Origin of the sequence: Amycolatopsis sp. WAC 01375, assembly GCF_003947325.1 — a bacterium.
In the GTDB taxonomy this organism is placed as follows: domain Bacteria; phylum Actinomycetota; class Actinomycetes; order Mycobacteriales; family Pseudonocardiaceae; genus Amycolatopsis.
In genome coordinates this window covers 109,506-130,196 of the sequence record NZ_QHHW01000026.1, presented here as the reverse complement: position 1 = coordinate 130,196, position 20,691 = coordinate 109,506, and the positions used below count along the sequence as shown (strand labels likewise).

22 protein-coding genes are annotated in these 20,691 nt (G+C 67.7%); 19 read left to right on the top strand and 3 right to left on the bottom strand.

The features are described from left to right. Window positions 1-144: 144 nt before the first annotated feature. Window positions 145-1,578: a hypothetical protein gene (locus tag DL991_RS16215; protein ID WP_125785145.1), complete on the bottom strand. Its 1,434-nt coding sequence runs from the start codon at window positions 1,576-1,578 to the stop codon at window positions 145-147. A gap of 31 nt (window positions 1,579-1,609) precedes the next feature. Next, window positions 1,610-2,395, bottom strand: coding sequence for an alpha/beta fold hydrolase (locus DL991_RS16210; RefSeq protein ID WP_125785144.1), 786 nt, complete (start codon window positions 2,393-2,395; stop codon window positions 1,610-1,612). A 59-nt stretch (window positions 2,396-2,454) separates the two neighbouring features. On the opposite strand from DL991_RS16210, the gene DL991_RS16205 reads away from it, so the two are divergent. From DL991_RS16205 to DL991_RS16120, 18 genes are all read left to right on the top strand, one after another. Further along, window positions 2,455-2,802, top strand: a complete 348-nt coding sequence (locus DL991_RS16205) for a MerR family transcriptional regulator (RefSeq protein ID WP_125785143.1) — start codon at window positions 2,455-2,457, stop codon at window positions 2,800-2,802. A 7-nt stretch (window positions 2,803-2,809) separates the two neighbouring features. Then, window positions 2,810-3,358: an HD family hydrolase gene (locus tag DL991_RS16200; protein WP_125785142.1), complete on the top strand. Its 549-nt coding sequence runs from the start codon at window positions 2,810-2,812 to the stop codon at window positions 3,356-3,358. An 84-nt stretch (window positions 3,359-3,442) separates the two neighbouring features. Continuing rightward, complete coding sequence (prmC, locus tag DL991_RS16195; RefSeq protein WP_125785141.1) at window positions 3,443-4,309, top strand: peptide chain release factor N(5)-glutamine methyltransferase; 867 nt, start codon at window positions 3,443-3,445, stop codon at window positions 4,307-4,309. Window positions 4,310-4,500: 191 nt separating this feature from the next. After that, window positions 4,501-6,486: a M6 family metalloprotease domain-containing protein gene (locus DL991_RS16190; RefSeq protein ID WP_125785140.1), complete on the top strand. Its 1,986-nt coding sequence runs from the start codon at window positions 4,501-4,503 to the stop codon at window positions 6,484-6,486. Between the two features lie 317 nt (window positions 6,487-6,803). Then, a complete protein-coding gene (locus DL991_RS16185; RefSeq protein WP_125785139.1) occupies window positions 6,804-7,454 on the top strand; it encodes an L-threonylcarbamoyladenylate synthase in 651 nt (216 codons plus the stop codon). A 72-nt stretch (window positions 7,455-7,526) separates the two neighbouring features. Next, window positions 7,527-8,678, top strand: coding sequence for a glycosyltransferase family 4 protein (locus DL991_RS16180; protein ID WP_038508920.1), 1,152 nt, complete (start codon window positions 7,527-7,529; stop codon window positions 8,676-8,678). 79 nt (window positions 8,679-8,757) lie between these two features. Continuing rightward, window positions 8,758-9,213, top strand: a complete 456-nt coding sequence (locus DL991_RS16175) for a hypothetical protein (RefSeq protein WP_125785138.1) — start codon at window positions 8,758-8,760, stop codon at window positions 9,211-9,213. 379 nt (window positions 9,214-9,592) lie between these two features. Next, on the top strand, window positions 9,593-10,390 hold the full coding sequence (gene atpB, locus DL991_RS16170; protein WP_125785137.1) for a F0F1 ATP synthase subunit A: 798 nt from the start codon (window positions 9,593-9,595) through the stop codon (window positions 10,388-10,390). Between the two features lie 61 nt (window positions 10,391-10,451). Next, window positions 10,452-10,709, top strand: coding sequence for an ATP F0F1 synthase subunit C (locus DL991_RS16165; RefSeq protein ID WP_125785136.1), 258 nt, complete (start codon window positions 10,452-10,454; stop codon window positions 10,707-10,709). A gap of 34 nt (window positions 10,710-10,743) precedes the next feature. Beyond that, window positions 10,744-11,310 (top strand): F0F1 ATP synthase subunit B, encoded by a 567-nt coding sequence (locus tag DL991_RS16160; protein WP_125785135.1) that lies wholly within the window; start codon window positions 10,744-10,746, stop codon window positions 11,308-11,310. A 6-nt stretch (window positions 11,311-11,316) separates the two neighbouring features. Further along, window positions 11,317-12,138: a F0F1 ATP synthase subunit delta gene (locus DL991_RS16155; RefSeq protein WP_125785134.1), complete on the top strand. Its 822-nt coding sequence runs from the start codon at window positions 11,317-11,319 to the stop codon at window positions 12,136-12,138. A 53-nt stretch (window positions 12,139-12,191) separates the two neighbouring features. After that, window positions 12,192-13,829: a F0F1 ATP synthase subunit alpha gene (atpA, locus tag DL991_RS16150; protein ID WP_125785133.1), complete on the top strand. Its 1,638-nt coding sequence runs from the start codon at window positions 12,192-12,194 to the stop codon at window positions 13,827-13,829. 11 nt (window positions 13,830-13,840) lie between these two features. Then, window positions 13,841-14,776, top strand: a complete 936-nt coding sequence (locus DL991_RS16145) for a F0F1 ATP synthase subunit gamma (RefSeq protein ID WP_125785132.1) — start codon at window positions 13,841-13,843, stop codon at window positions 14,774-14,776. Next, window positions 14,776-16,200 carry a F0F1 ATP synthase subunit beta gene (gene atpD, locus DL991_RS16140; protein ID WP_125785131.1) on the top strand — a complete coding sequence of 475 codons (1,425 nt, stop codon included), beginning with the start codon at window positions 14,776-14,778 and terminating at the stop codon, window positions 16,198-16,200. The genes DL991_RS16145 and atpD overlap by 1 nt, the downstream gene beginning before the upstream one ends. Before the next feature lie 114 nt (window positions 16,201-16,314). Next, complete coding sequence (locus DL991_RS16135) at window positions 16,315-16,680, top strand: F0F1 ATP synthase subunit epsilon (protein WP_125785130.1); 366 nt, start codon at window positions 16,315-16,317, stop codon at window positions 16,678-16,680. Window positions 16,681-16,705: 25 nt separating this feature from the next. Further along, entirely contained in the window at window positions 16,706-17,140 is a 435-nt protein-coding gene (locus DL991_RS16130; protein WP_125785129.1) for a DUF2550 domain-containing protein, read from the top strand. Window positions 17,141-17,215: 75 nt separating this feature from the next. Beyond that, the gene (gene aroA / locus DL991_RS16125; protein WP_125785128.1) at window positions 17,216-18,451 is read left to right on the top strand and encodes a 3-phosphoshikimate 1-carboxyvinyltransferase; all 1,236 of its coding nucleotides are present in this window, start codon (window positions 17,216-17,218) and stop codon (window positions 18,449-18,451) included. Window positions 18,452-18,540: 89 nt separating this feature from the next. After that, window positions 18,541-18,693, top strand: coding sequence for a hypothetical protein (locus DL991_RS16120; RefSeq protein ID WP_233598867.1), 153 nt, complete (start codon window positions 18,541-18,543; stop codon window positions 18,691-18,693). A gap of 81 nt (window positions 18,694-18,774) precedes the next feature. Here the strand turns inward: DL991_RS16120 and DL991_RS16115 are convergent, their stop codons facing one another. Continuing rightward, the gene (locus tag DL991_RS16115; RefSeq protein WP_125785126.1) at window positions 18,775-19,347 is read right to left on the bottom strand and encodes a cob(I)yrinic acid a,c-diamide adenosyltransferase; all 573 of its coding nucleotides are present in this window, start codon (window positions 19,345-19,347) and stop codon (window positions 18,775-18,777) included. Between the two features lie 61 nt (window positions 19,348-19,408). Between DL991_RS16115 and murA the strand changes: the two genes are divergently transcribed. After that, the gene (gene murA, locus DL991_RS16110) at window positions 19,409-20,683 is read left to right on the top strand and encodes a UDP-N-acetylglucosamine 1-carboxyvinyltransferase (protein ID WP_125785125.1); all 1,275 of its coding nucleotides are present in this window, start codon (window positions 19,409-19,411) and stop codon (window positions 20,681-20,683) included. The last annotated feature ends 8 nt before the right edge of the window (window positions 20,684-20,691 follow it).

The window sequence follows — 20,691 nt, the reverse complement described above, 5'->3', positions numbered from 1 at the left end:
TGCCGTGACACGCCCATGAGCCATGTCAAGTGACAGGCTTCCCCATGATACGGGTACGGGTGACTACCTACTTGAATAAGACTTACCCGAAGCGGACTGCGCTACGACCGGAACCCCGAGAAAGCGCAAACCTGCGGCTGAAGGTCAGCCGGAGATGGACGCCTTCTCCGGTTCGCGTTCCTCGACGACCGGCGCCTCTTCCTTGCGCCGCGGCAGGAACGAGAGCGCGGCGAAGGCGGCGGCGAGCAGGGTCGGGTAGATCGTCAGCTGCTGGTGCTTGACGTTCTCGATGCCTTCCGCGAGGCCGGAGACCAGGATCTGGCCCATCGCGAAGAGCAGGAACATGAGCACGACGATGCCGACGTCGCGGCGTCCGGTGCGGTTGCGGAAGGCGCGGAGCCCCGCCCAGCCGATGAGCAGCCAGATCGGCAGGAGGGCGAACAGTCCCAGCGGGGCGAGCCAGCCGGTGATCCCGGACAGCACCGGGACGCGGTACTCCTTGGCCAGCGGCGGCTGCCCGGCGTGTTCGCCGAAGCTGCCGAGGTTCGGCACCCGCGCGGTCAACGTCTCCTGCGCGGACCGGTGCAGCATCTGGACCACGCGCCCCGGGTGATCGAGGTAGTACTTGGCGACGTTGCGGCGGCTGATCTTGTCGCGGTACTGGGCGTAGTCGGGGTCGCGCCAGGCTGCGTTCGCGCTCCACCAGCCCGTGCCGATGTACTTCGCGAACTCGGGCGGGAGGCCCAGTGCGGCGAGGTCGGCGGTGGTGTCGTGCTTTCCGTCCACGATCCCGTTGAACACGACGTGGTACATGTTGGCTTCGCGGTATTCCGCGTTGGCCGAGTCGCCCGCACCCTGCACCAGCGCGGTCCCCGTGCCGACGACGGCGAGCACGGCCAACGGCAGGGCCCACCTGGCGAGGCCGCGGGTGCCCGACGGGCGGACGAACAGCAGCGCGAGCGCGAACAGCGGGATCAGCAGCAGCGTCTGCGACTTCGCGTTGATGCCGATCATCGCGCCGAGCACGGTGACCGCGGCGCCGGTGTAGCGCCACGGTCCGGTGCGGTGCATGAGCAGCAGCCCGCCGGCGAGCAGGAGCATCCCGACGAAGGCGGCGCCCTCGCTCAGCACCGAGGCGAAGTACCCGAAGAAGGCCGAGTCCGCGGCGACCAGCAGCAGCGCGGCCGTGGCGATGACGCTGTTCCGGACCGAGAGGCGCAGGCCGACGACGATCGCGGCGATCCCGCCCGCGACCAGCAGGCAGCCCAGCACGCCCAGTACCAGGAGGTTCAGGATCGCGGACGAGCCGAGCAGCTGCCCGATTTCGCTGGCGATCTTGTCGATCCAGCTCTGGCTGGAGATGTACTCGCTGTTGCAGGCCGGGGCGGAGCCGTAGGAGAAGCGGACGAAGTATTCCGAAGGCCTGTCGAGCTCGCGGGCGCCGAGCTGGCACAGGATGCGCCAGCCGTCGCCGTTGTCCGCCATGCCGATCGGACGCGGTACCAGGAAACGGACGAGCAGCACCCCGAGCGCCGCGAAGAACACGCCAAGGGTCAGTCGGATTTCCCGGATCTTCACCCGCGTCACCTTAGAAGATTCCGCAGGGTGATCAGCTCGTACCCTCGCTAGAACCCGCGGAGAGGAACTTCTGGATCACGCCGAGCCATTCGTCGCGGGCTTCCACGCCGATCCCGTGCCCGGCCTCGATCTCGACCAGTTCGGCGCCGGGGATCCCGGCCGCGAGTTCGCGGGAGTGGGCGGGCGGGGCCAGGCCGTCGAGTGTCGTGGCGATAACGAGGGTGGGGACCGGGATCCCGGCGAGTTCGGCCCGGGTGTCGACGCCGGCGACCAGGCCGACGTGCTCGGGGCTGCCTTCCGGGATGAAGCCGGCGAGTCCCTCGATGGCGGCTTCGAGCTCCGACGGCGACAGCGCGTTCAGGTGCTTCTCGCCGGTGGCGGCGAAGGTGAGGAACTTCGCCAGCAGCTTCCGGTCGCCGTCCAGCAGTTCGCGCCAGATGTCGACGGCCAGCAGGAGCCGGTTGTCCGGTTTCGTGAATCCGGCGGTCAGGATGAGACCGGTGACCCGATCGGGGTGCCGGGTCGCGGCACGGACGGCGACGCCGGTGCCGAGGGAGTAGCCGAGGATCGCGAAGCGGTCGAGACCGGCGTCGACGGCGATGGAGACCAGTTCGTCCGCGACGGCGTCGAGGTCCAGCGGTTCGGTGCTGCGCGGTGTGGCCCCCGAGCCGGGGTAGTCGGGACCGACGACGGTGTGGGTGCGGGCGAGGTCGTCGATGATGCCGCCGAAGTTGCCCTCGACGCTGCCGCCACCGCCGTGGGCGAGCAGCAGACCGGGGCCGGAACCGCGGACGACGTACGCGAAATGATTCGTCATGCCGGCGACGTTAGATACTGACATCGATGTGAGGGTCAACCACGGATGACGGGGGTCACATGCTGATCGGCGAGCTTTCCCGGCGGACCGGCGTGAGCCACCGGCTCCTGCGCTATTACGAGGAGCAGGGGCTGCTGGCCTCGCGACGCGACTTCAACGGCTACCGCACGTTCGACGACGACGCGGTCACCACGGTGCGGCAGATCCGCGCGCTCCTCGCCGCCGGGCTGACCACGCAGGTCATCGCGAAGATGCTGCCGTGCGCGAACGGTGAAGTGCCGGAACTGGACATGTGCCCGACGGTGGTCGCGGAGATCCGGCGCGAACTGGCCGAAATGGACGACCGCATCGACACGCTCCGGCAGCGGCGCGGGACACTGGCCGGATATCTCACCGCCGACGTGTAGGAGAACTGTGGAAGCCCTGGCCAGATTCGGGTTCGAACTGGGTGTGCTCAAGCGGATCCGGCGGGCCGGATGGTGGCAGGCCGGGGTCCGCGATCCCGAATCGGTGGCCGAGCACACCACCCGGGTCGCGCAGCTGGCCGGACTCCTGGCGGCCGAGGGCGGCGCCGATCCGGCCCGGGCGGCGTATCTCGCGCTCTGGCACGACACGCAGGAGACGCGGACCGGCGATCTTCCGCACACGATCAAAGGTTTCGTCGAGAAGCCGGATCCGCGGGCGATCACCGCCGCGCAGACGTCTGCGCTCCCCGGCGTCGCGCGTGACTCAGTACGCGACGCCGTCGACGAGTACGAAGCCGCAGAAAGTCCCGAAGCGCTGTACGCACGCGACGCGGACAAGCTCGAAATGCTGCTTCAGGCCGTCGAGTACCGCGATGTCGGGGTTCGGAACGTCGACGAGTGGATCGCTTCGGCGACGAAGAGCCTTCAGACCGACCTCGCGCGTCGTGTGGCCGAAGCGGCGCTGACGTTGTCGTCGCTCTCGTGGCGGGTGCGCTGAAAGCAATCGATACCCTGAGCCCGCGTGTATCGACCCCGGCACGCGTGCCTCGTGTGTCAGGCTTGACTCTGTGAAGGAACACCAGTGAACCGGCAGCCGTTGCGCCTCGCCATCATGGAAGCGACCCGCATCCTCACCGAGGCCGGTGTGGCGTCACCGCGCTCGGACGCGGAGCTGATCGCCTCCCATGTCCTCGGCGTCGACCGCGGGCGTCTGCCGATGGTGCCGCTGGTGGACCCGCCGGTCATCGACGCGATCGGTCAGCTCGTGAACCAGCGGGCCAAACGGATCCCGCTGCAGTACCTCACCGGCTGGGCCGCGCTCGGCCACATCACGGTCAACGTCGGCGCCGGGGTGTTCGTCCCGCGCCCGGAGACCGAACTGCTCCTGGAATGGGGCCTCAAACTGCTGCACGGGCGCGAGTACCCGGTGGTGGTCGATCTGTGCACCGGCTCCGGCGCGCTGGCGCTGGCCGTGCAGCACGCACGGCCGGACGCCGTCGTCTACGCCGTCGACATCGACGCGCAGGCGCTCGCGTGGGCCCGGCACAACGCCGACGTCCACGCCGACGCGGGGGACACGCCCATCCGGCTGTATTCCGGCGACGTCGCGGACAGCACGATGTTCGCCGAACTCGACGGTCTCGTCGACCTGGTCCTGTGCAACCCCCCGTATGTGCCGGAAGGCACGCCGGTGCCGGCCGAGGTCGCCGAGCACGACCCGCCGCGGGCGGTGTTCGCGGAGGAAAGCGGGCTCGCGGTGATCCGGCACGCGATCGCGGCCGCCGCCCGGCTGCTGCGGCCCACCGGCGGGATGGCGATCGAGCACGACGACACGCACGGCTCCGCAGTCCCGGCGCTGGTGCGGGCGCGGCGGGTGCTGACCGACGTGCAAGGGCACCTCGACCTCGCCGGACGACCTCGTTTCGTCACCGCCCTGCGCGTCTCCTGAGGCCCCCCCCGCAATTCGGCACCTGGTTGCGGTACTTGCGCGTGCAACGACCGCAACCAGGTGCCGAATTGCGGGGGGACGGCCGGATAGTTAGCGAGACTCACGACTTCCGGCGGTGCCCAGGGCAAAGCCCACCTCCTAACGTCGGTCTCGGCCGCCTCATCGGCGGTCCGACTGGGAGGTGTACCCCGATGCGATCGTCTCTCCGACGAGCCCCACTCAGAACACTCGCCGTCCTCGCCACCGTCGCGCTACTGCCGGGTCTGGTAGCCCAGCCCGCGTCCGCCGCGGTGCCCGTGAAGGGCTGGCCCGCCCCGATCGACGGGTCGACCTGGGAGAACCAGGACCACATGACGTGGGACGACTACCGCAAGCCGCCCGGCACCAACTGGGCCGATCCTTCGCTGAAGCCGACAAAGCGGACGTTCAAGGGCGCCGTGGTGCTCGCGGACTACCCGGACCAGGAGTTCGCCGTCACGCAGCCGGCGCATTCGACGGTGTTCGGCAACCCCGGCCCCGCCGCCAGCGACATCCCCCGCGCAGGCGTCGCGAAGTTCTACCAGGACTTTCTGAACAAACCGCAGGCGCTGAACCAGGGCCACACCATCAACGAGTACTGGATGGAGGACTCGGGCGGCAGGATGGGCGTCGAACTGACCGCGTTCGGGCCGTACCGGCTGCCCGGCAAGTCCTTCGAATACGGCATGGAGTTCCAGCCCGACGCGTGTCCGCCCGGCGCGAACTGCAAGCGTGACCTGCGCGCCGACGCGGGCGCCGCCTGGCGGGCGGACGTGGGTGACGTCTCCAAGCAGTTCGACTTCATCTTCTATCTTTCCGCCGGCCAGGACGAGAGCGCGACCTGGCAGGAATTCGGCGTGATGAAGTTCGGCGAGCCGGGGAACGTGCCCGCCGAATTCGGCCCCGGTGTCGAGGGAATGCCGAACGCGGCGTCCACCCGCTATGTCCCGTGGACGTCGTGGAAATCGGCCGCCAGTATCTGGCCGAACGCGGTCACCGGTTCCTCGACCCAGGCCGAAAGCTCGGGTCAGGCGGTTTACGCGCACGAATTGAGCCACATTCTCGGCATCGGCGACAACTACAACAACCCGTTCGGCACCCCACCGTCCCGGACCTACACCGGTCCGTGGGAGATGATGTCGCGCGGCAGCTTCAACGGTCCCGGTGGACCGCACACGCGCTGGCAGATCCCGGCGACGCAGGGCGGCTCGATGGGTTCGCATCACATGATGCGCACCAAGATGAAGCTGGACATCATCGATCCCGAAGACGTACTGAAGATCGACCGGAACCAGCTCGCCTCGAACGGCCCGGTCTCGGCCAGGATCACGGCGCGTTCGGTCCTTCCGGGGAAGGGCGCCTACAGCGGTATCAACATCGCGCTCAACGGCGGGGACCTCTCGCCGAAATGCGATCGTTCGAAGGATCCGTTCTGCGACGGTGGCGGCTACGACAATTACACCGTCGAGGTCGTCGACCGGATGGGCAGCGATTCCTTCGCCCCCGATTCCGGCGTGATCATCGCGAAGACGAAGAACAAGGACAACGCGCCGTTCGAATGGATCGTCGACGCGAATCCGGCCGACATCGGCATGACCGACTACAAGAAGCCCGACGGCACCGCGGTCCCCATCCCCATCGGCGACTACCGACAGCTCAACGACGCGGCGTTCAAGGCGGGCACCGGTTCCGCGAGTAAGTACGAGTACACCGACGAGGCGAACAAGCTGAAGTTCCTCGTCTCGGACGTCGAGCGCGACAGCAAGGGCGTGCTGTCCTACGTCGTCACGGTGGCCTCGCTCGACGGGGCGGGTGCGCAGGCCAGGGGTGTTTCGCTGTGGCCGTCGGCCCCCGCGTTCGCCAAGCAGGGGCTCGCGAGCTGCTCGTTCCCGGTTCTCAACACCGGCAACGCGAAGGGCGCGGCGGCACCGTACAACACCGATACCTACCGCTTGAGCGCCTCGACCAGCGCGAAGGGCTGGGAGGTGCGGCTGCCGAACGAGCTGTCCACCGTCCCGTTCGGCGGGCGGTCTTCGGCGACGGCGCACGCCAAACGGGCCGCGGGCGGTGACCACGTCGCGCACGTCAAGCTGACCGCGACGTCGATCGCGGACCCGGCGAAGACGGCGACGTCGTTCTGCACCGCTTTCGCCTTCTGACGGGAGCGGCGGACGCCATGAACGGTCCGTTCCTGGCAAAATTTGCAAGGAACGGACCGTTCATGGCACGGGCTGGGCCGGTCACGAGTGGCGATCCGGGTGATTTCGCGTGACTGGACGGACGACACGCGTGTCCAGACGGACGACACACGGCGGACCGGCCGCGTGCGGGTGTCGTCCCTCCAGACACGCGTGTCGTCCGTCTGATCACACGTGCCGTCCATCCAGTCACGCCTGCCGGTTCGGTTCACGACCACCCGGCCGAGACGGGGCACCTTGGCGAGCCACGAAGCGGCACAGCGCTAGGCTCAGGCGCCATGAGCGCGGTGTACGACTGCAGCAAGCGTGAATCGCGGGCCGACGGGCTCGCCGCGGCGGCGAGCGCGGTGCGCTCCAGCCGCCTCGTCGTCCTCCCGACCGACACGGTCTACGGCATCGGCGCGGACGCCTTCGACGGCGGCGCCGTCCAGTCCCTCCTGCGGGCGAAGAACCGCGGCCCGGACATGCCGGTCGGCGTCCTGGTCGGCTCCTGGTCCACTGTGGACGGACTCGTGCTCGGCACGCCGCCGCAGGCCCGCGCGCTCATCGAGGCCTTCTGGCCAGGCGACCTCTCCATCGTCCTGCCGCACGCGCCGAGCCTGCAGTGGGATCTCGGCCAGTCACGCGGGACGGTGATGCTGCGGATGCCGCTGCACCCGGTCGCGCTGGAACTGCTGCGTGACGTCGGTCCGATGGCGGTCTCCAGCGCCAACGTGTCCGGTCGGCCGCCGGCCTCCACCGCGCAGGAGGCCGTCGATCAGCTCGGCGACAGCGTCGCGGTGTACCTCGACGGCGGGTCCACCGGGGAGCCCGTTCCGTCCACGATGGTCGATCTCACCGGCGACGACCCGGTCATCCTGCGGGAGGGCGCGGTCAGCCGCGCCGCCGTCGCGGAAGTACTGGGAGTGCCCGCGGAGTCACTCGCCTAGACCGTTGGCCGCCGTATCCCCCCAGCGCGGTAGCGTGTTCGAGTGACTTGGACCTCGGCGGCGTAACGCACCATGCCTCCTACGCAAGGTCTCCCGATCCGGGAGTACATCCTCGTCGCCCTCACCGCGGCGGCCGTGACCTTCCTGCTCACCGGCGTCGTGCGACGGGTCGCGATCCGGATCGGCGCGATCGCCAACCCGCGGGCCCGCGACGTCCACGTCACCCCGATCCCGCGGATGGGCGGCATCGGCATCTTCCTCGGCGTCGCCGCCGCGATGGGGCTCGCGCACCAGTTGCCCGCGCTGAGCCGCGGCTTCGACTTCTCCTTCGACTCGCTGGGCGTCCTGCTCGCGGCCGGGGTGATCTCCCTGATCGGCGCGCTCGACGACCGGTTCGAGCTGGACGCCTGGACGAAACTGGCCGGGCAGGTCATGTGCGCCGGGATCCTGGTGATCTTCGGGGTGCAGTGGGTGTCGTTCTGGGTGCCGTGGGGCGGTGGTGGCGAGTCCTTCGGCCAGGTGCTGGTGCTGGACAAGAACCAGGGCGCGTTGCTGACCGTCGTGCTGGTGGTCGTCATGGTCAACGCGATGAACTTCGTCGACGGCCTCGACGGGCTCGCCGGCGGTCTCGGCTTCATCGCCGCCGCGGCGACGTGCTCCTTCTCGCTCGGCCTGCTCGATTCCTCGGGCGGTGACGTCGGCGCGTACCCGCCCGCCCTCATCGCCGCCACGCTCGCCGGGGCCTGTCTCGGCTTCCTGCCGTACAACTTCCAGCCCGCGAAGATCTTCATGGGCGACTCGGGTTCGATGATGATCGGCCTCATGCTGGCGGGCGCGACGACGTCCGCGTCGGGCCGCGTGCCGTATCCGCAGTTCAGCGGTAAGGACGCGCTCGCGCTGCTCTCGCCGCTCGTCGTGGTCGCCGCGGTCCTTTTCGTACCGTTGCTGGACCTGATCATGGCGGTCATCCGCCGCACCCGGCGCGGCGAGAGCCCGTTCGCCGCGGACAAGATGCACCTGCACCACCGCCTGCTGGAGATCGGCCATTCCCAGCGTCGCGCGGTACTGCTCATCTACTTGTGGGCGGGCCTGCTCGCGTTCGGCGCGGTTTCGGTGACGTTGTTCGACAGCGTCGCGGTTTTCTGGATCGTCGGCTTCGGTTTCCTGCTGGCGACCCTGGTGTCGATCGTGCCGAGGCTGCGGTCGAGGAACCGGACCGCCTGAACGGCACAACTCAGACTGCCTGAACGCCGGTATCGGCGCGGGCCTACACTGGCGGGCTGAGACGACCAGGGAGTTTTCTGTGAGCGAGACCGAGAAGACCGTCGAGGCGGAGGAGAACCCCCACGCCAAGGTGGTTCTGCAGGCGGCCAACGCGATGACGCGGGCCTCCCTGATCGCGACACCGCCGGTCGTGCTGGCCTGCATCGTGCTCTTTACCATCCTCAATGGACTCCCGGGACTCGTCGGGGCGGCCATCGGCGGCGTGCTCGCCATTCTGTCCGCCCTCGCGACGATGGGCCTGATGCGCTTCAGCGCGGGCATGGACCCGATGTTCGTGATGGTGATCGCTCTCGGTGGTTACGTGCTCAAGATCTTCCTCCTGTTCGGGGCGCTCACCCTGCTGCGCGGGTGGTCGGATCTGCACCCGATGTCCTTGGGCATCACGATGATCGCGGCCATCCTGGTGTCCGCCGCCGTGGAGTTCGCGGCCTTCCGCAAGACCAAGATCCCGACGATCATCCCCGCTTCCCGCTGACCCCGGGACCGAGGTCCTGACCTGGGGCGGGACCTAGGTCCTCGGCCGATCGGGGGCAATGTAGTACGCCTGTACGGCCTGTCGGAACCTGCTGATATGGTCCGCGTATGGGCGGCGGCCTCGGCTGCCGGCTCCTGATGACGAACCCCGAACAGCAGTGTGGCGGCGGCGTTGAATCGTCCCCTCTTACCCGCTGGTAGGCGTCCGTCTCCCGGGAGCACTGCAACGAGAATCCTCGTGTGCGGAACGTGAAACCGTGTTCAGCACATCGTGGGGTGGCCGCCTCCGACGGCCCGATACGTGTCGGGTACGTTAAGTCCAGATCGTGACGATTCCCCCGGCGGAGTGAACGCCGGCCGGGAGAACCGGAAGGAGCCCAGTGGGCGCGCTGGTACTAGCCGAAGGTGCGGAGTTCACGCCGCCTGGCGTCAAAGACTTCAACCTACCGCCGTTGTTCGGCTCCGGCCCTTGGTTGAGCTTCACCAAGCCGATGTTGCTGGTGGTCATCTCCCTGATCATCATCGTCACCTACTTCATGGTGACGTCGCGCCGGCTGAAGGTCGTCCCTGGTAAGGGACAATTCATGGCCGAATCGATCTACAACTTCGGCCGCAACAACATCGCGCGGGAACAGATCGGCTCTGCCGACTTCAAGCCCTTCATCCCGCTCGTGCTCGGCCTCTTCAGCTTCGTGCTGGTGAACAACCTGTTCGGGATCATCCCGTTCTTCCAGTTCCCGACCATGGCGCGAATCGGCTTCCCGGTCGCTCTCTCGTTCCTCGTCGTTTACCCGGTGTACCACTACGTCGGGTTCAAACGCCACGGCTTCAAGGGTTACCTGAAGAAGGAACTGGCGCCGGCGGGTATTCCCGGATTCGTTCTGCCGCTGTACTCCACCATCGAGTTCGCGCAGAAGTTCTTCATCGCACCGGCCACCCTGGCCATCCGAGTTTTCGCGGCGATGTTCGCCGGGCACCTCATCATCATGGTCTTCACGCTCGGCGGGAGTTTCCTGCTGACCGAGGGCGAAGGCATCGTGAAGGTCGCGTCGCCGGTGGCATTCCTTTTCGCCATCGCGATGACGTTCCTGGAGGCCTTCATCCAGATCCTGCAGGCGTACATCTTCGCGCTGCTGTCCGCAGGGTACATCGGCGCCGCGCTGGCGTCGGAGCACTGAGAAACACCAAAAGCCCCCGATCCGCGTGAGTCGCGCGGACCGAGTTTGAAGGGAAACGCACGTGAGCAACATCGTTCTTGCGCAGGCTGCCGAGGCCGCTTCCAACATCAACCCGGGTCTCGCCGCCATCGGCTACGGCCTCGGCGCGATCGGCCCCGGTATCGGTGTGGGTCTGATCTTCGCCGCGGTCATCAACGGCACCGCCCGTCAGCCGGAGGCGCAGGGCAAGCTGCAGGGCATCGCCTTCTCCACCTTCGTGCTGACCGAGGTGCTGGCGCTGATCGGTATCGTCATCTACTTCCTCGCCTCCGGCGCCTGAGTTCTTCCGACTCATCTCGCTTTAAGGAGACGTTGTGCTGAAGACCGAATTGGTGTTGGCCGCCGGAGACGCGCCCAACCCGATCGTGCCGCACATTCCCGAGCTCATCCTCGGTTTCGTCGCCTTCCTTCTGCTGTTGTTCGTTCTGAAGAAGTACGTCGTCCCGCGTTTCGAGACGGCTTACGAAGAGCGGACCAAGCTGATCGAGGGTGGCATCGAGCGAGCCGAGAAGGCGCAGGCCGAAGCCGAAGAGAACCTTGCGCAGTACAAGGCGCAGCTGGCGGAAGCCCGTTCCGAGGCCGCGAAGATCCGCGACGACGCCCGGCTCGAAGCCGAGCAGATCAAGGCGGAACTGCGGGCCGAGGCGGAGTCCGAGTCCCAGCGCATCGTCGCCCAGGGTCAGGCTCAGCTGCAGGCCCAGAAGGCGCAGATCATCGCCGAACTGCGCGCCGAACTCGGCCGTAACTCCGTGGAGCTGGCAAGCCGCATCGTCGGCGAGTCGCTCGCGGACGACGCGCGCCGCCACGGCACCGTGGACCGGTTCCTGGCCGAATTGGAGACCGCCGGTACCAACGGTGCCGGTCTCGGAGCGGGAAAGTAGACCAGAATGACGCTGCATGCTGCGAGCCGTGAAGCGCTCGACCTCGCCGAGAATCGTCTCGGCGAGGTGTTGGCCGCCGCGGGTACCGACCCGGCGACGGTCGGCGACGAGCTGCTTTCGGTCGTCACCCTGCTGGACCGGGAGATCGGCCTGCGCCGGGCCGTCGCCGACGGTTCGGCCACGCCCGAAGCCCGGATCGGCCTCGCTCGCGGGATTCTCGCGGGCAAGGTTTCCGAGCCGGCCCTGCAGGTGCTCGACTCCGTGGCGGGCAGCCGCTGGTCGAGCCCGCGCGAACTGACCGACGGGCTCGAGGCCCTCGGCCGCTCGGCGCTGCTCACCAGTGCGGAGAAGTCCGGGAACATCGACGCTGTCGAAGACCAGCTGTTCCGGGTCACTCGTATCGTTGCGGGTGCGCCGGAGCTCGAACAGGCCCTTGCCGACCTGACCGCTCCCGCCGAGGCGAAGCGGACCCTCGTCCGCACTCTGTTCGCCGACAAGGTGGACGTGGTCACCAAGACCCTCGTCGAGCAGGTCGTCCTGCGCGCCAAGGGTCGCGGGGTCGCCAACGCCCTCGAGCGGCTGGTCCAGCTGGCCGCGGAACGCCGTCAGCGCTCGGTCGCCCAGGTGACCAGCGCGAGCGCGCTGTCCGACGAGCAGCACGCTCGGCTGAGCGAGAAGCTCAACGCCCTGTACGGGCGGCAGCTCGCGCTGCACGTCGAGGTCGACCCGTCACTGGGCGGCGGACTCGTGGTCCGCGTCGGCGACGAGGTCATCGACGGCAGCACCGCGGGGCGCGTCGACGCCCTGCGTCGCCGGCTGGCTAGCTGACCCACAACAACGACTTTGCACACTGGCACGAACGAAGCGAGAGCGGGATTGAAATGGCGGAGCTGACGATCTCCTCGGATGAGATCCGTAGCGCGATCGAGAACTACGTCTCGAGTTACGCCCCGGACGTGAGCCGGGAAGAAGTCGGCGTCGTCGTCGACGCCGGTGACGGTATCGCCCACGTAGAGGGCCTCCCCTCGGCCATGGCCAACGAGCTGCTCGAGTTCCCCGGCGGGGTCCTCGGGGTGGCGCTGAACCTGGACGCGCGCTCCATCGGTGCCGCGATCCTCGGTGACTTCGAGACGGTCGTCGAAGGCCAGGAAGTCAAGCGGACCGGACAGGTCCTTTCGGTTCCGGTCGGCGAGGGCTACCTCGGCCGCGTCGTGAACCCGCTGGGCGCCCCGATCGACGGCCTCGGCGAGATCGAGACCACCGACCGTCGCCCGCTGGAGGTCAAGGCCGCTTCGGTGGTCGAGCGCCAGCCGGTGGCGGAGCCGCTGCAGACCGGTATCACCGCGATCGACGCGATGACCCCGATCGGCCGTGGCCAGCGTCAGCTGATCATCGGTGACCGCAAGACCGGTAAGACGGCCGTCGCGGTGGACACGATCATCAACCAGAAGGCCAACTGGGACTCCGGCGACCCGAAGAAGCAGGTTCGCTGCATCTACGTCGCGGTCGGCCAGAAGGGCTCCACGATCGCCGCGGTCAAGAAGTCCCTCGAGGACGCCGGCGCGATGGAGTACACCACCATCGTCGCGGCCCCCGCGTCGGACTCCGCCGGCTTCAAGTGGATCGCGCCGTACACCGGTTCGGCCATCGGCCAGCACTGGATGTACGAGGGCAAGCACGTCCTCATCGTGTTCGACGACCTGACCAAGCAGGCCGACGCGTACCGCGCGATCTCGCTGCTGCTGCGTCGCCCGCCGGGCCGTGAAGCCTTCCCCGGCGACGTCTTCTACTTGCACTCCCGTCTCCTCGAGCGTTGCGCGAAGCTCTCGGACGAGCTGGGCGCGGGCTCGCTGACCGGTCTCCCGATCATCGAGACCAAGGCGAACGACGTGTCGGCGTACATCCCGACCAACGTCATCTCGATCACCGACGGTCAGTGCTTCTTCCAGTCGGACCTGTTCAACGCCGGTCAGCGCCCGGCCATCGACGTGGGTATCTCGGTTTCCCGCGTGGGTGGCGCCGCGCAGGTCAAGGCGATGAAGTCGGTTTCGGGTTCGCTCCGTATCGACCTGTCGCAGTACCGCGAGCTGGAGGCCTTCGCGGCCTTCGCTTCGGACCTCGACGACGCGTCGAAGGCGCAGCTCGAGCGTGGCGCCCGCCTGTACGAAGTGCTCAAGCAGCCGCAGTACTCCCCGATCCCGGTCGAGGAGCAGGTCGTCACGGTGTACCTGGGCACGAACGGGCACTACGACTCGGTCCCGACCGAGGACGTGCGCCGCTTCAACCACGAGTTCATCGACTCCGCCCGTCGTAAGCACGGCGAGCTCCTCAAGGACATCCGCGAGTCGGGCAAGTTCTCCGACGAGACCGCTTCCGGGCTGGTCGACGCGGTGAACGAGTTCAAGAAGGAGTTCACCACCGCCGAGGGCAAGAGCCTCGTCGAGGTTTCCGACGCGATGGCCGCCGAGAAGGTCGGGCAGGAGACCGTCAAGGTCAACAAGCCCGCACCGAAGAAGTGAGCTGATAGCTCATGGCCGCACAACTCCGAGAACTCCGGTCGCGTATCAAGGCGACCAAGTCCATCGGCAAGATCACCAAGGCGATGGAGCTCATCGCCACCGCGCGCATCACCAAGGCGCGGGCGAAGGTCGCGGCGTCCCGGCCCTACTCGGACGAGATCACGAACGTGCTCTCGGCCCTGGCCGGCGCCTCGGCCAACCTCGACCACCCGCTGCTGGTCGAGCGTTCCGACCCGAAGCGTGCGGCGGTCCTCGTGATCACCAGCGACAAGGGTCAGTGCGGTGGATACAACTCCAACGTGCTGAAGGCGACCGAGGAGCTCCTCACGCTGCTGCGTGAGCAGGGCAAGGAGCCGGTGCTGTACGTGACCGGCAACAAGGGCCTGAGCTACTACCGCTTCCGTGGCCGCGAGGTGACCGAAAGCTGGACGGGCTTCTCCGACCAGCCCGGTTACGTCAACGCCGCGGAGGCCGGTGAGCTCATCGTCGAGTCGTTCCTGAACGGCGCCGACGACGAGGCGGGTAACGCCGACGGCATCCTGGGTGTCGACGAGATCCACGTCGTCTACACCGAGTTCGTCTCGATGCTGACCCAGCGTCCGACCGCCAAGCGCGTCGCGCCGCTCGAGGTCGAGTACACCGAGGGCGAAGAGAAGCCGGAAAGCCTGCTCCCGAGCTACGAGTTCGAGCCCAGTGCCGAAAAGCTGCTCTCCGCGTTGCTGCCGAAGTACATCAACACGCGGATCTTCGCGGCGATGCTCGAGTCGGCGGCGTCCGAACTCGCGGCCCGCCGGACCGCGATGAAGGCCGCGTCGGACAACGCGAACGATCTGGTGAGCACGCTGACGCGGGAGATGAACCAGGCCCGTCAGGCGCAGATCACCCAGGAGATCTCTGAAATCGTCGGTGGCGCGAACGCGCTCACCGCAGCAGGAAGTGATGACTGATGACCAGTACTGAAGCCCGTGCCAAGGGGCGCATCGTCTCGGTGACCGGCCCGGTCGTCGACGTCGAATTCCCGCGCGGTTCCGTTCCCGACCAGTTCAACGCGCTCAAGGTCGAAATCGAGTTCGAGCAGCTCCGCAAGACGGTGACGCTCGAGGTCGCCAGCCACCTCGGTGACAACCTCGTCCGTACCATTTCGCTCCAGCCGCAGGACGGCCTCGTCCGTGGCGCCGAGGTCACCGACACCGGCGGCCCCATCACGGTGCCGGTCGGCGACAAGGTCAAGGGCCACGTCTACAACGCGCTCGGCGAGTGCCTCGACGAGCCCGGCTACGGCGACGACCTCGAGCGCTGGGGCATCCACCGCAACCCGCCTTCCTTCGACCAGCTCGAAGGCAAGACGAAGATGCTGGAGACCGGCCTCAAGGTCGTCGACCTGCTGACCCCGTACGTCGAGGGTGGCAAGATCGGCCTGTTCGGCGGTGCCGGCGTCGGCAAGACGGTGCTCATCAAGGAGATGATCACCCGTGTCGCCCGGAACTTCGGTGGCACCTCGGTGTTCGCCGGTGTCGGCGAGCGCACCCGTGAGGGCAACGACCTCTTCCTGGAGATGTCCGAGGACGGCGTCATCAACGACACCGCCCTCGTCTTCGGCCAGATGGACGAGCCGCCCGGCACGCGTATGCGCGTCGCGCTGTCCGCGCTGACCATGGCGGAGTACTTCCGCGATGTGCAGAACCAGGACGTGCTGCTCTTCATCGACAACATCTTCCGGTTCACCCAGGCCGGTTCCGAGGTGTCGACCCTGCTGGGCCGTATGCCTTCGGCCGTGGGTTACCAGCCGACGCTGGCCGACGAGATGGGTCAGCTCCAGGAGCGGATCACCTCGACCCGTGGTCGTTCGATCACCTCGATGCAGGCGATCTACGTCCCCGCGGACGACTACACCGACCCGGCCCCGGCCGCGACGTTCGCCCACCTGGACGCCACCACGGAGCTCTCGCGTGGCGTGTTCCAGAAGGGCATCTTCCCGGCGGTGGACCCGCTGGCGTCGACGTCGACCATTCTCGACCCGGCCATCGTCGGTGAGGACCACTACCGCGTGGCCTCCGAGGTCATCCGGATCCTGCAGAAGTACAAGGAACTGCAGGACATCATCGCGATCCTCGGTATGGACGAGCTCTCGGAAGAGGACAAGCTCACCGTTCAGCGCGCGCGCCGCATCGAGCGGTTCCTCTCGCAGAACATGCTGGTCGCCGAGGCGTTCACGCAGATCCCGGGCTCGACCGTGCCGCTGTCGGAGACCATCGAGTCCTTCGACCGCATCACCAAGGGCGACTTCGACCACTACCCGGAGCAGGCGTTCCTGGGTATCGGTGGCCTCGAAGACCTCGAGAAGAAGTACAAGGAAATCACCAAGAAGTGATGTTCCGATGAGCGGCGGGATCAGTGTCTACTGTGGACGCTGGTCCCGCCGTTCGCATAGTTGGAAGTTTGACTATTACACTCGGTGCCAGCACCTGAAGTGAAGGGAAGCTACGTGGCTGAGATTTCTGTCGAGCTGGTAGCCGTCGAGCGCCGTCTCTGGTCCGGTACCGCCACGTTCGTGGTGGCGCAGACCACCGAGGGCGAGATCGGCATCATGGCCGGTCACGAGCCTGTCCTCGGTCAGCTCGTCGAGGGTGGCGTCGTCAAGGTGACCACCACGGACGGCGAGACCGTGACCGCCGCGGTGCACGGCGGATTCCTGTCGGTCACCGCGACCGGCGTGAGCGTCCTCGCCGAAAGCGCGGAACTTTCGCACGAGATCGACGTCGATGCGGCCAAGAAGGCGTTGAGCGGCGACGACGAGCAAGAGCGGGCTAGGGCGACCGCCCAGCTCCGCGCGGCCGGTCAGTCAGTCTGACCGGGCGAAGGACAGGGGCCGGGCCGTGGAAATCGCCGTGGGTGTTCTCGGGGCCCTGACCATCCTGGCCGTTCTCGCGGCCTGGTATTCGTTGCGGTGGGTCCGGATGCGCCGCGGTGGCGGCGTGAGTGTCGCGCTGCGGTGGCGTCCGGACGAGGCGCGGTCCAGCTGGCATCTGGGGCTGGGCCGCTACGAGGGCGACGAGTTCGTCTGGTTCCGCGTGTGGAGCCTGCGGACCGGCCCGGACCGCGTGTTCCAACGAGCGAGCATGGAGGTCGCGGACCGTCGCGACCCCTCCGGCACGGAGGCGTACGCCGTCCCCGACGGCTCGATCGTCCTGCGGTGTGAGTCCGCCACGCAGGAGGCGATCGAGATCGCGATGGGCCCCGGCGCCCTCACCGGTTTTCTCTCCTGGCTCGAATCGGCCCCGCCGGGCCGCCGCCTCCCGCGCGCTTCCTGAGTTACGCCCCCAATCACGTGAGTCACGCCTCTGATCACGTGAGTTCCCCGTTCGAGCACGCCGTATGCTCGCGCCGTGACCATCGTCGACATCCCCGGTTCGAAGTCGATCACCGCCCGAGGCCTGTTCCTCGCGGCCGCCGCCCACGGGACGACCGTGCTGAGCAGGCCGCTGCGTTCGGATGACTCCGAGGGCTTCGCCGAAGGCCTTCTCAAGCTCGGCTACCAGGTCTCCCGCACTGACGGGGAGTGGACGATCGAAGGCAGGCCCGAGGGCCCCGCCGTCGACAGCGCCGACGTCTTCTGCCGCGACGGCGCCACCACCGCGCGCTTCCTGCCCGCACTGGCCGCCGCCGGGCACGGCACCTTCCGCTTCGACGCCTCCCAGCAGATGCGCGCCCGGCCGCTCGGGCCGCTGACCGACGCGTTGCAGGAACTGGGCGTCGACCTCACCTTCGAAGGCTCCCCGGGACACCATCCGCTGGTCGTGCGGGCCGCTGGGATCAAGGGCGGGGAACTGACGCTGGACGCGGGGCTGTCCTCCCAGTTCCTGACCGCGTTGCTACTGGTCGGGCCGCTGACCGCCGAGGGGTTGCGGATCACCGTGACCGACCTCGTTTCGGTGCCGTACGTCGAGATCACCATCGCCATGATGCGGCGCTTCGGCGTCGAGGTCGTGCGGGACGGCGACACGTTCGTCGTGCCGCCCACGCCGTACCGGGCTTGCCGCTACGAGATCGAGCCGGACGCCTCGACGTCCAGCTACTTCTTCGCGGCCGCCGCGCTGACCGGCAACTCGGTGACCGTGCCGGGCTTGGGCGAAGGCGCTCTGCAGGGCGATCTGGCCTTCGTCGACGTCCTGCGGCAGATGGGCGCGGACGTCGAGGTGGGCCCGGACGCGGTGACCGTGACCGGGACCGGCGGGCTGCGCGGTGTCACGGTGAACATGCGCGACATCTCCGACACCGTGCCGACGCTCGCGGCCATCGCGCCGTTCGCGGACGGGCCGGTGCGGATCGAGGACGTCTACAACACGCGGATCAAGGAATGCGACCGGCTGGCGGCGTGCGAGGAGAACCTGCGCGCGATGGGCGTCTCGGTCGAGACCGGACGGGACTGGATCGAGATCCAGCCGGGTGTGCCGACGGGGACTCTGATGAAGTGCCGGCGGGATCACCGGATCGCGATGGCGTTCAGCGTCACGGGGCTGCGGACGCCCGGGATCACGCTGGACGACCCGGGTTGCGTGAAGAAGACCTTCCCCGGTTTCCATGACGCCCTCGCCGCGCTTCGGGGTTCCTGGGGCATTTAGGCCGCTGAAGGCGGCCGCGGAAACATGGGATCATCACGAAGCGGCATTTCTACCGGGTTTCCGACGTGATCCACGTCTATTCTCGGCCTATGACTCAGAGCGAGGACGCGAACCGCTGGAGCCACCTTCCCGAGTCCGTGTCCCTGGAGGACACGATCACGATGAAGGCGATCGACCCGGGCAAGGACGGAACGCCCGAAGTCGACCTCGAGCGTTATTGGGCAGCACAAGAACAGGGCTGAGCTCCTACTCATCACGCGATTCGGCACCTGGTTGCGGTAGTTGCTCACGCAACGACCGCATCCAGGTGCCGAATTGCGTCGTCAGGACGCTCCGCCGGGCTGCCACAGGATGTCGCCGTCCGGGTTCGCCAGTCGCGACAGGATGAACAGCAGGTCGGAAAGCCGGTTCAGGTATTTGATCGCCAGCTGATTCGTCGTGGCCTGCTCGGCCTCGAACAGTGCCCAGCCGGAGCGCTCCGCCCGTCGTGCGACCGTGCGGGCCTGATGCAGGAACGCCGCGCCCGGGGTGCCACCCGGCAGGATGAACGAAGTCAGCTTCGGCACGCGCTCGTTGAATTCGTCGCACCAGCCTTCGAGCCGTTCGATGTACCGCTCGGTGATGCGCAGCGGCTCGTACGGCGGGTTCTCCACGATCGGCGCGCACAGATCCGCGCCGACATCGAAGAGATCGTTCTGCACCGCACGCAGCACCTGCGTGATTTCGTCGGAGAGGCCGCCCATCGCGAGCGCGAGCCCGATGACGGAGTTGGCTTCGTCGACGTCGGCGTACGCACCCAGCCGTGGCGAGGTCTTCGGCACGCGAGAGCCGTCGCCGAGTGCCGTGGTGCCGTTGTCGCCGACCTTCGTGTACACGCGGTTGATGCGAACGACCATGAAGCCGACTCTACCGGCCCGGCGTAAGGCAAATCCGGGCGAGAGGGCATGATTGGCGCCCATGAGCGAGCACTTCGACGTGCACGGCGGAGCACGGCTGGTCGGCGAGGTCGACGTGGTCGGGGCCAAGAACAGCGTCCTGAAACTGATGGCCGCGGCCCTATTGGCCGAGGGCACGACGACCATCACGAACTGCCCCCAGATCCTGGACGTCCCCCTGATGGGCGACGTCCTGCGCAGTGTCGGCTGCGACGTCGTCATCGACGGCGACACGGCCAAGATCACCACCCCCGCCGAGCTGTCGCACCGGGCCGATTCGGCCGCGATGGGCAAGCTGCGCGCGTCGGTCTGCGTCCTTGGTCCCCTGGTCGGACGGCTCAAGCAGGCCGTCGTGGCGCTGCCGGGCGGAGACGCGATCGGTTCCCGTCCGCTGGACATGCACCAGAACGGCCTGCGCAAACTGGGCGCCACCAGCACCATCGAGCACGGCTGCGTCGTGGCGAAGGCCGACGGGCTGCGCGGCGCGCAGATCTGGCTGGACTTCCCGAGCGTCGGCGCCACCGAGAACATCCTGATGGCCGCCGTGCTCGCCGAGGGCACCACGGTCATCGACAACGCCGCGCGCGAGCCCGAGATCGTCGACATCTGCACGATGCTGATCGAGATGGGCGCGAAGGTCGAAGGCGCGGGCACCTCGACGCTCACCGTCGAGGGCGTCGAAAAGCTGCACCCCACCGAACACCGCGTGATCGGCGACCGGATCGTCGGCGCGACCTGGGCGTTCGCCGCCGCGATGACCAGGGGCGACCTGACCGTCCGCGGCGTCAACCCGCACTACCTCGACCTGGTCCTCGACAAGCTCCGCCTGGCGGGCGCCGAGGTCGAGACGTTCGAGGGCAAGGGTTTCCGCATCGTCCAGAACGAGCGCCCGAAGGCCGTCGACTGGGTGACGCTGCCGTACCCCGGTTTCGCGACCGACCTGCAGCCGTTCGCGGTGGCGTTGTCGGCGGTCTCCGAAGGCACGTCGATGATCACGGAGAACATCTACGAGGCCCGGTTCCGGTTCATCGAAGAGATGATGCGGCTTTCCGGCGACGCGCGCACCGACGGGCACCACGCCGTCGTCCGTGGTGTGGAGAGGCTTTCGAGCGCTCCGGTGTGGGCCGCGGACATCCGCGCCGGTGCCGGGCTGGTGCTGGCCGGGCTGTGCGCGGACGGCGTCACCGAGGTCTGGGACGTCTTCCACATCGACCGCGGTTACCCGCATTTCGTGGAGAACCTGAACCGCCTCGGCGCCCGGATCGAGCGCGTGGCGGGAGAGCCCGACCGGGCTTGAGCAAACGC

What these genes read in the sequence shown, in the direction of transcription:
- DL991_RS16120 (WP_233598867.1), top strand. Translation starts at nt 18,541, where the DNA reads ATGACTCAGAGCGAGGACGCGAACCGCTGGAGCCACCTTCCCGAGTCC.
- DL991_RS16155 (WP_125785134.1), top strand. Translation starts at nt 11,317, where the DNA reads ATGACGCTGCATGCTGCGAGCCGTGAAGCGCTCGACCTCGCCGAGAAT.
- atpD (WP_125785131.1), top strand. Translation starts at nt 14,776, where the DNA reads ATGACCAGTACTGAAGCCCGTGCCAAGGGGCGCATCGTCTCGGTGACC.
- DL991_RS16180 (WP_038508920.1), top strand. Translation starts at nt 7,527, where the DNA reads ATGCCTCCTACGCAAGGTCTCCCGATCCGGGAGTACATCCTCGTCGCC.
- murA (WP_125785125.1), top strand. Translation starts at nt 19,409, where the DNA reads ATGAGCGAGCACTTCGACGTGCACGGCGGAGCACGGCTGGTCGGCGAG.
- DL991_RS16115 (WP_125785126.1), bottom strand. Translation starts at nt 19,347, where the DNA reads ATGGTCGTTCGCATCAACCGCGTGTACACGAAGGTCGGCGACAACGGC.
- atpA (WP_125785133.1), top strand. Translation starts at nt 12,192, where the DNA reads ATGGCGGAGCTGACGATCTCCTCGGATGAGATCCGTAGCGCGATCGAG.
- DL991_RS16185 (WP_125785139.1), top strand. Translation starts at nt 6,804, where the DNA reads ATGAGCGCGGTGTACGACTGCAGCAAGCGTGAATCGCGGGCCGACGGG.
- DL991_RS16145 (WP_125785132.1), top strand. Translation starts at nt 13,841, where the DNA reads ATGGCCGCACAACTCCGAGAACTCCGGTCGCGTATCAAGGCGACCAAG.
- DL991_RS16210 (WP_125785144.1), bottom strand. Translation starts at nt 2,395, where the DNA reads ATGACGAATCATTTCGCGTACGTCGTCCGCGGTTCCGGCCCCGGTCTG.
- DL991_RS16205 (WP_125785143.1), top strand. Translation starts at nt 2,455, where the DNA reads ATGCTGATCGGCGAGCTTTCCCGGCGGACCGGCGTGAGCCACCGGCTC.
- DL991_RS16190 (WP_125785140.1), top strand. Translation starts at nt 4,501, where the DNA reads ATGCGATCGTCTCTCCGACGAGCCCCACTCAGAACACTCGCCGTCCTC.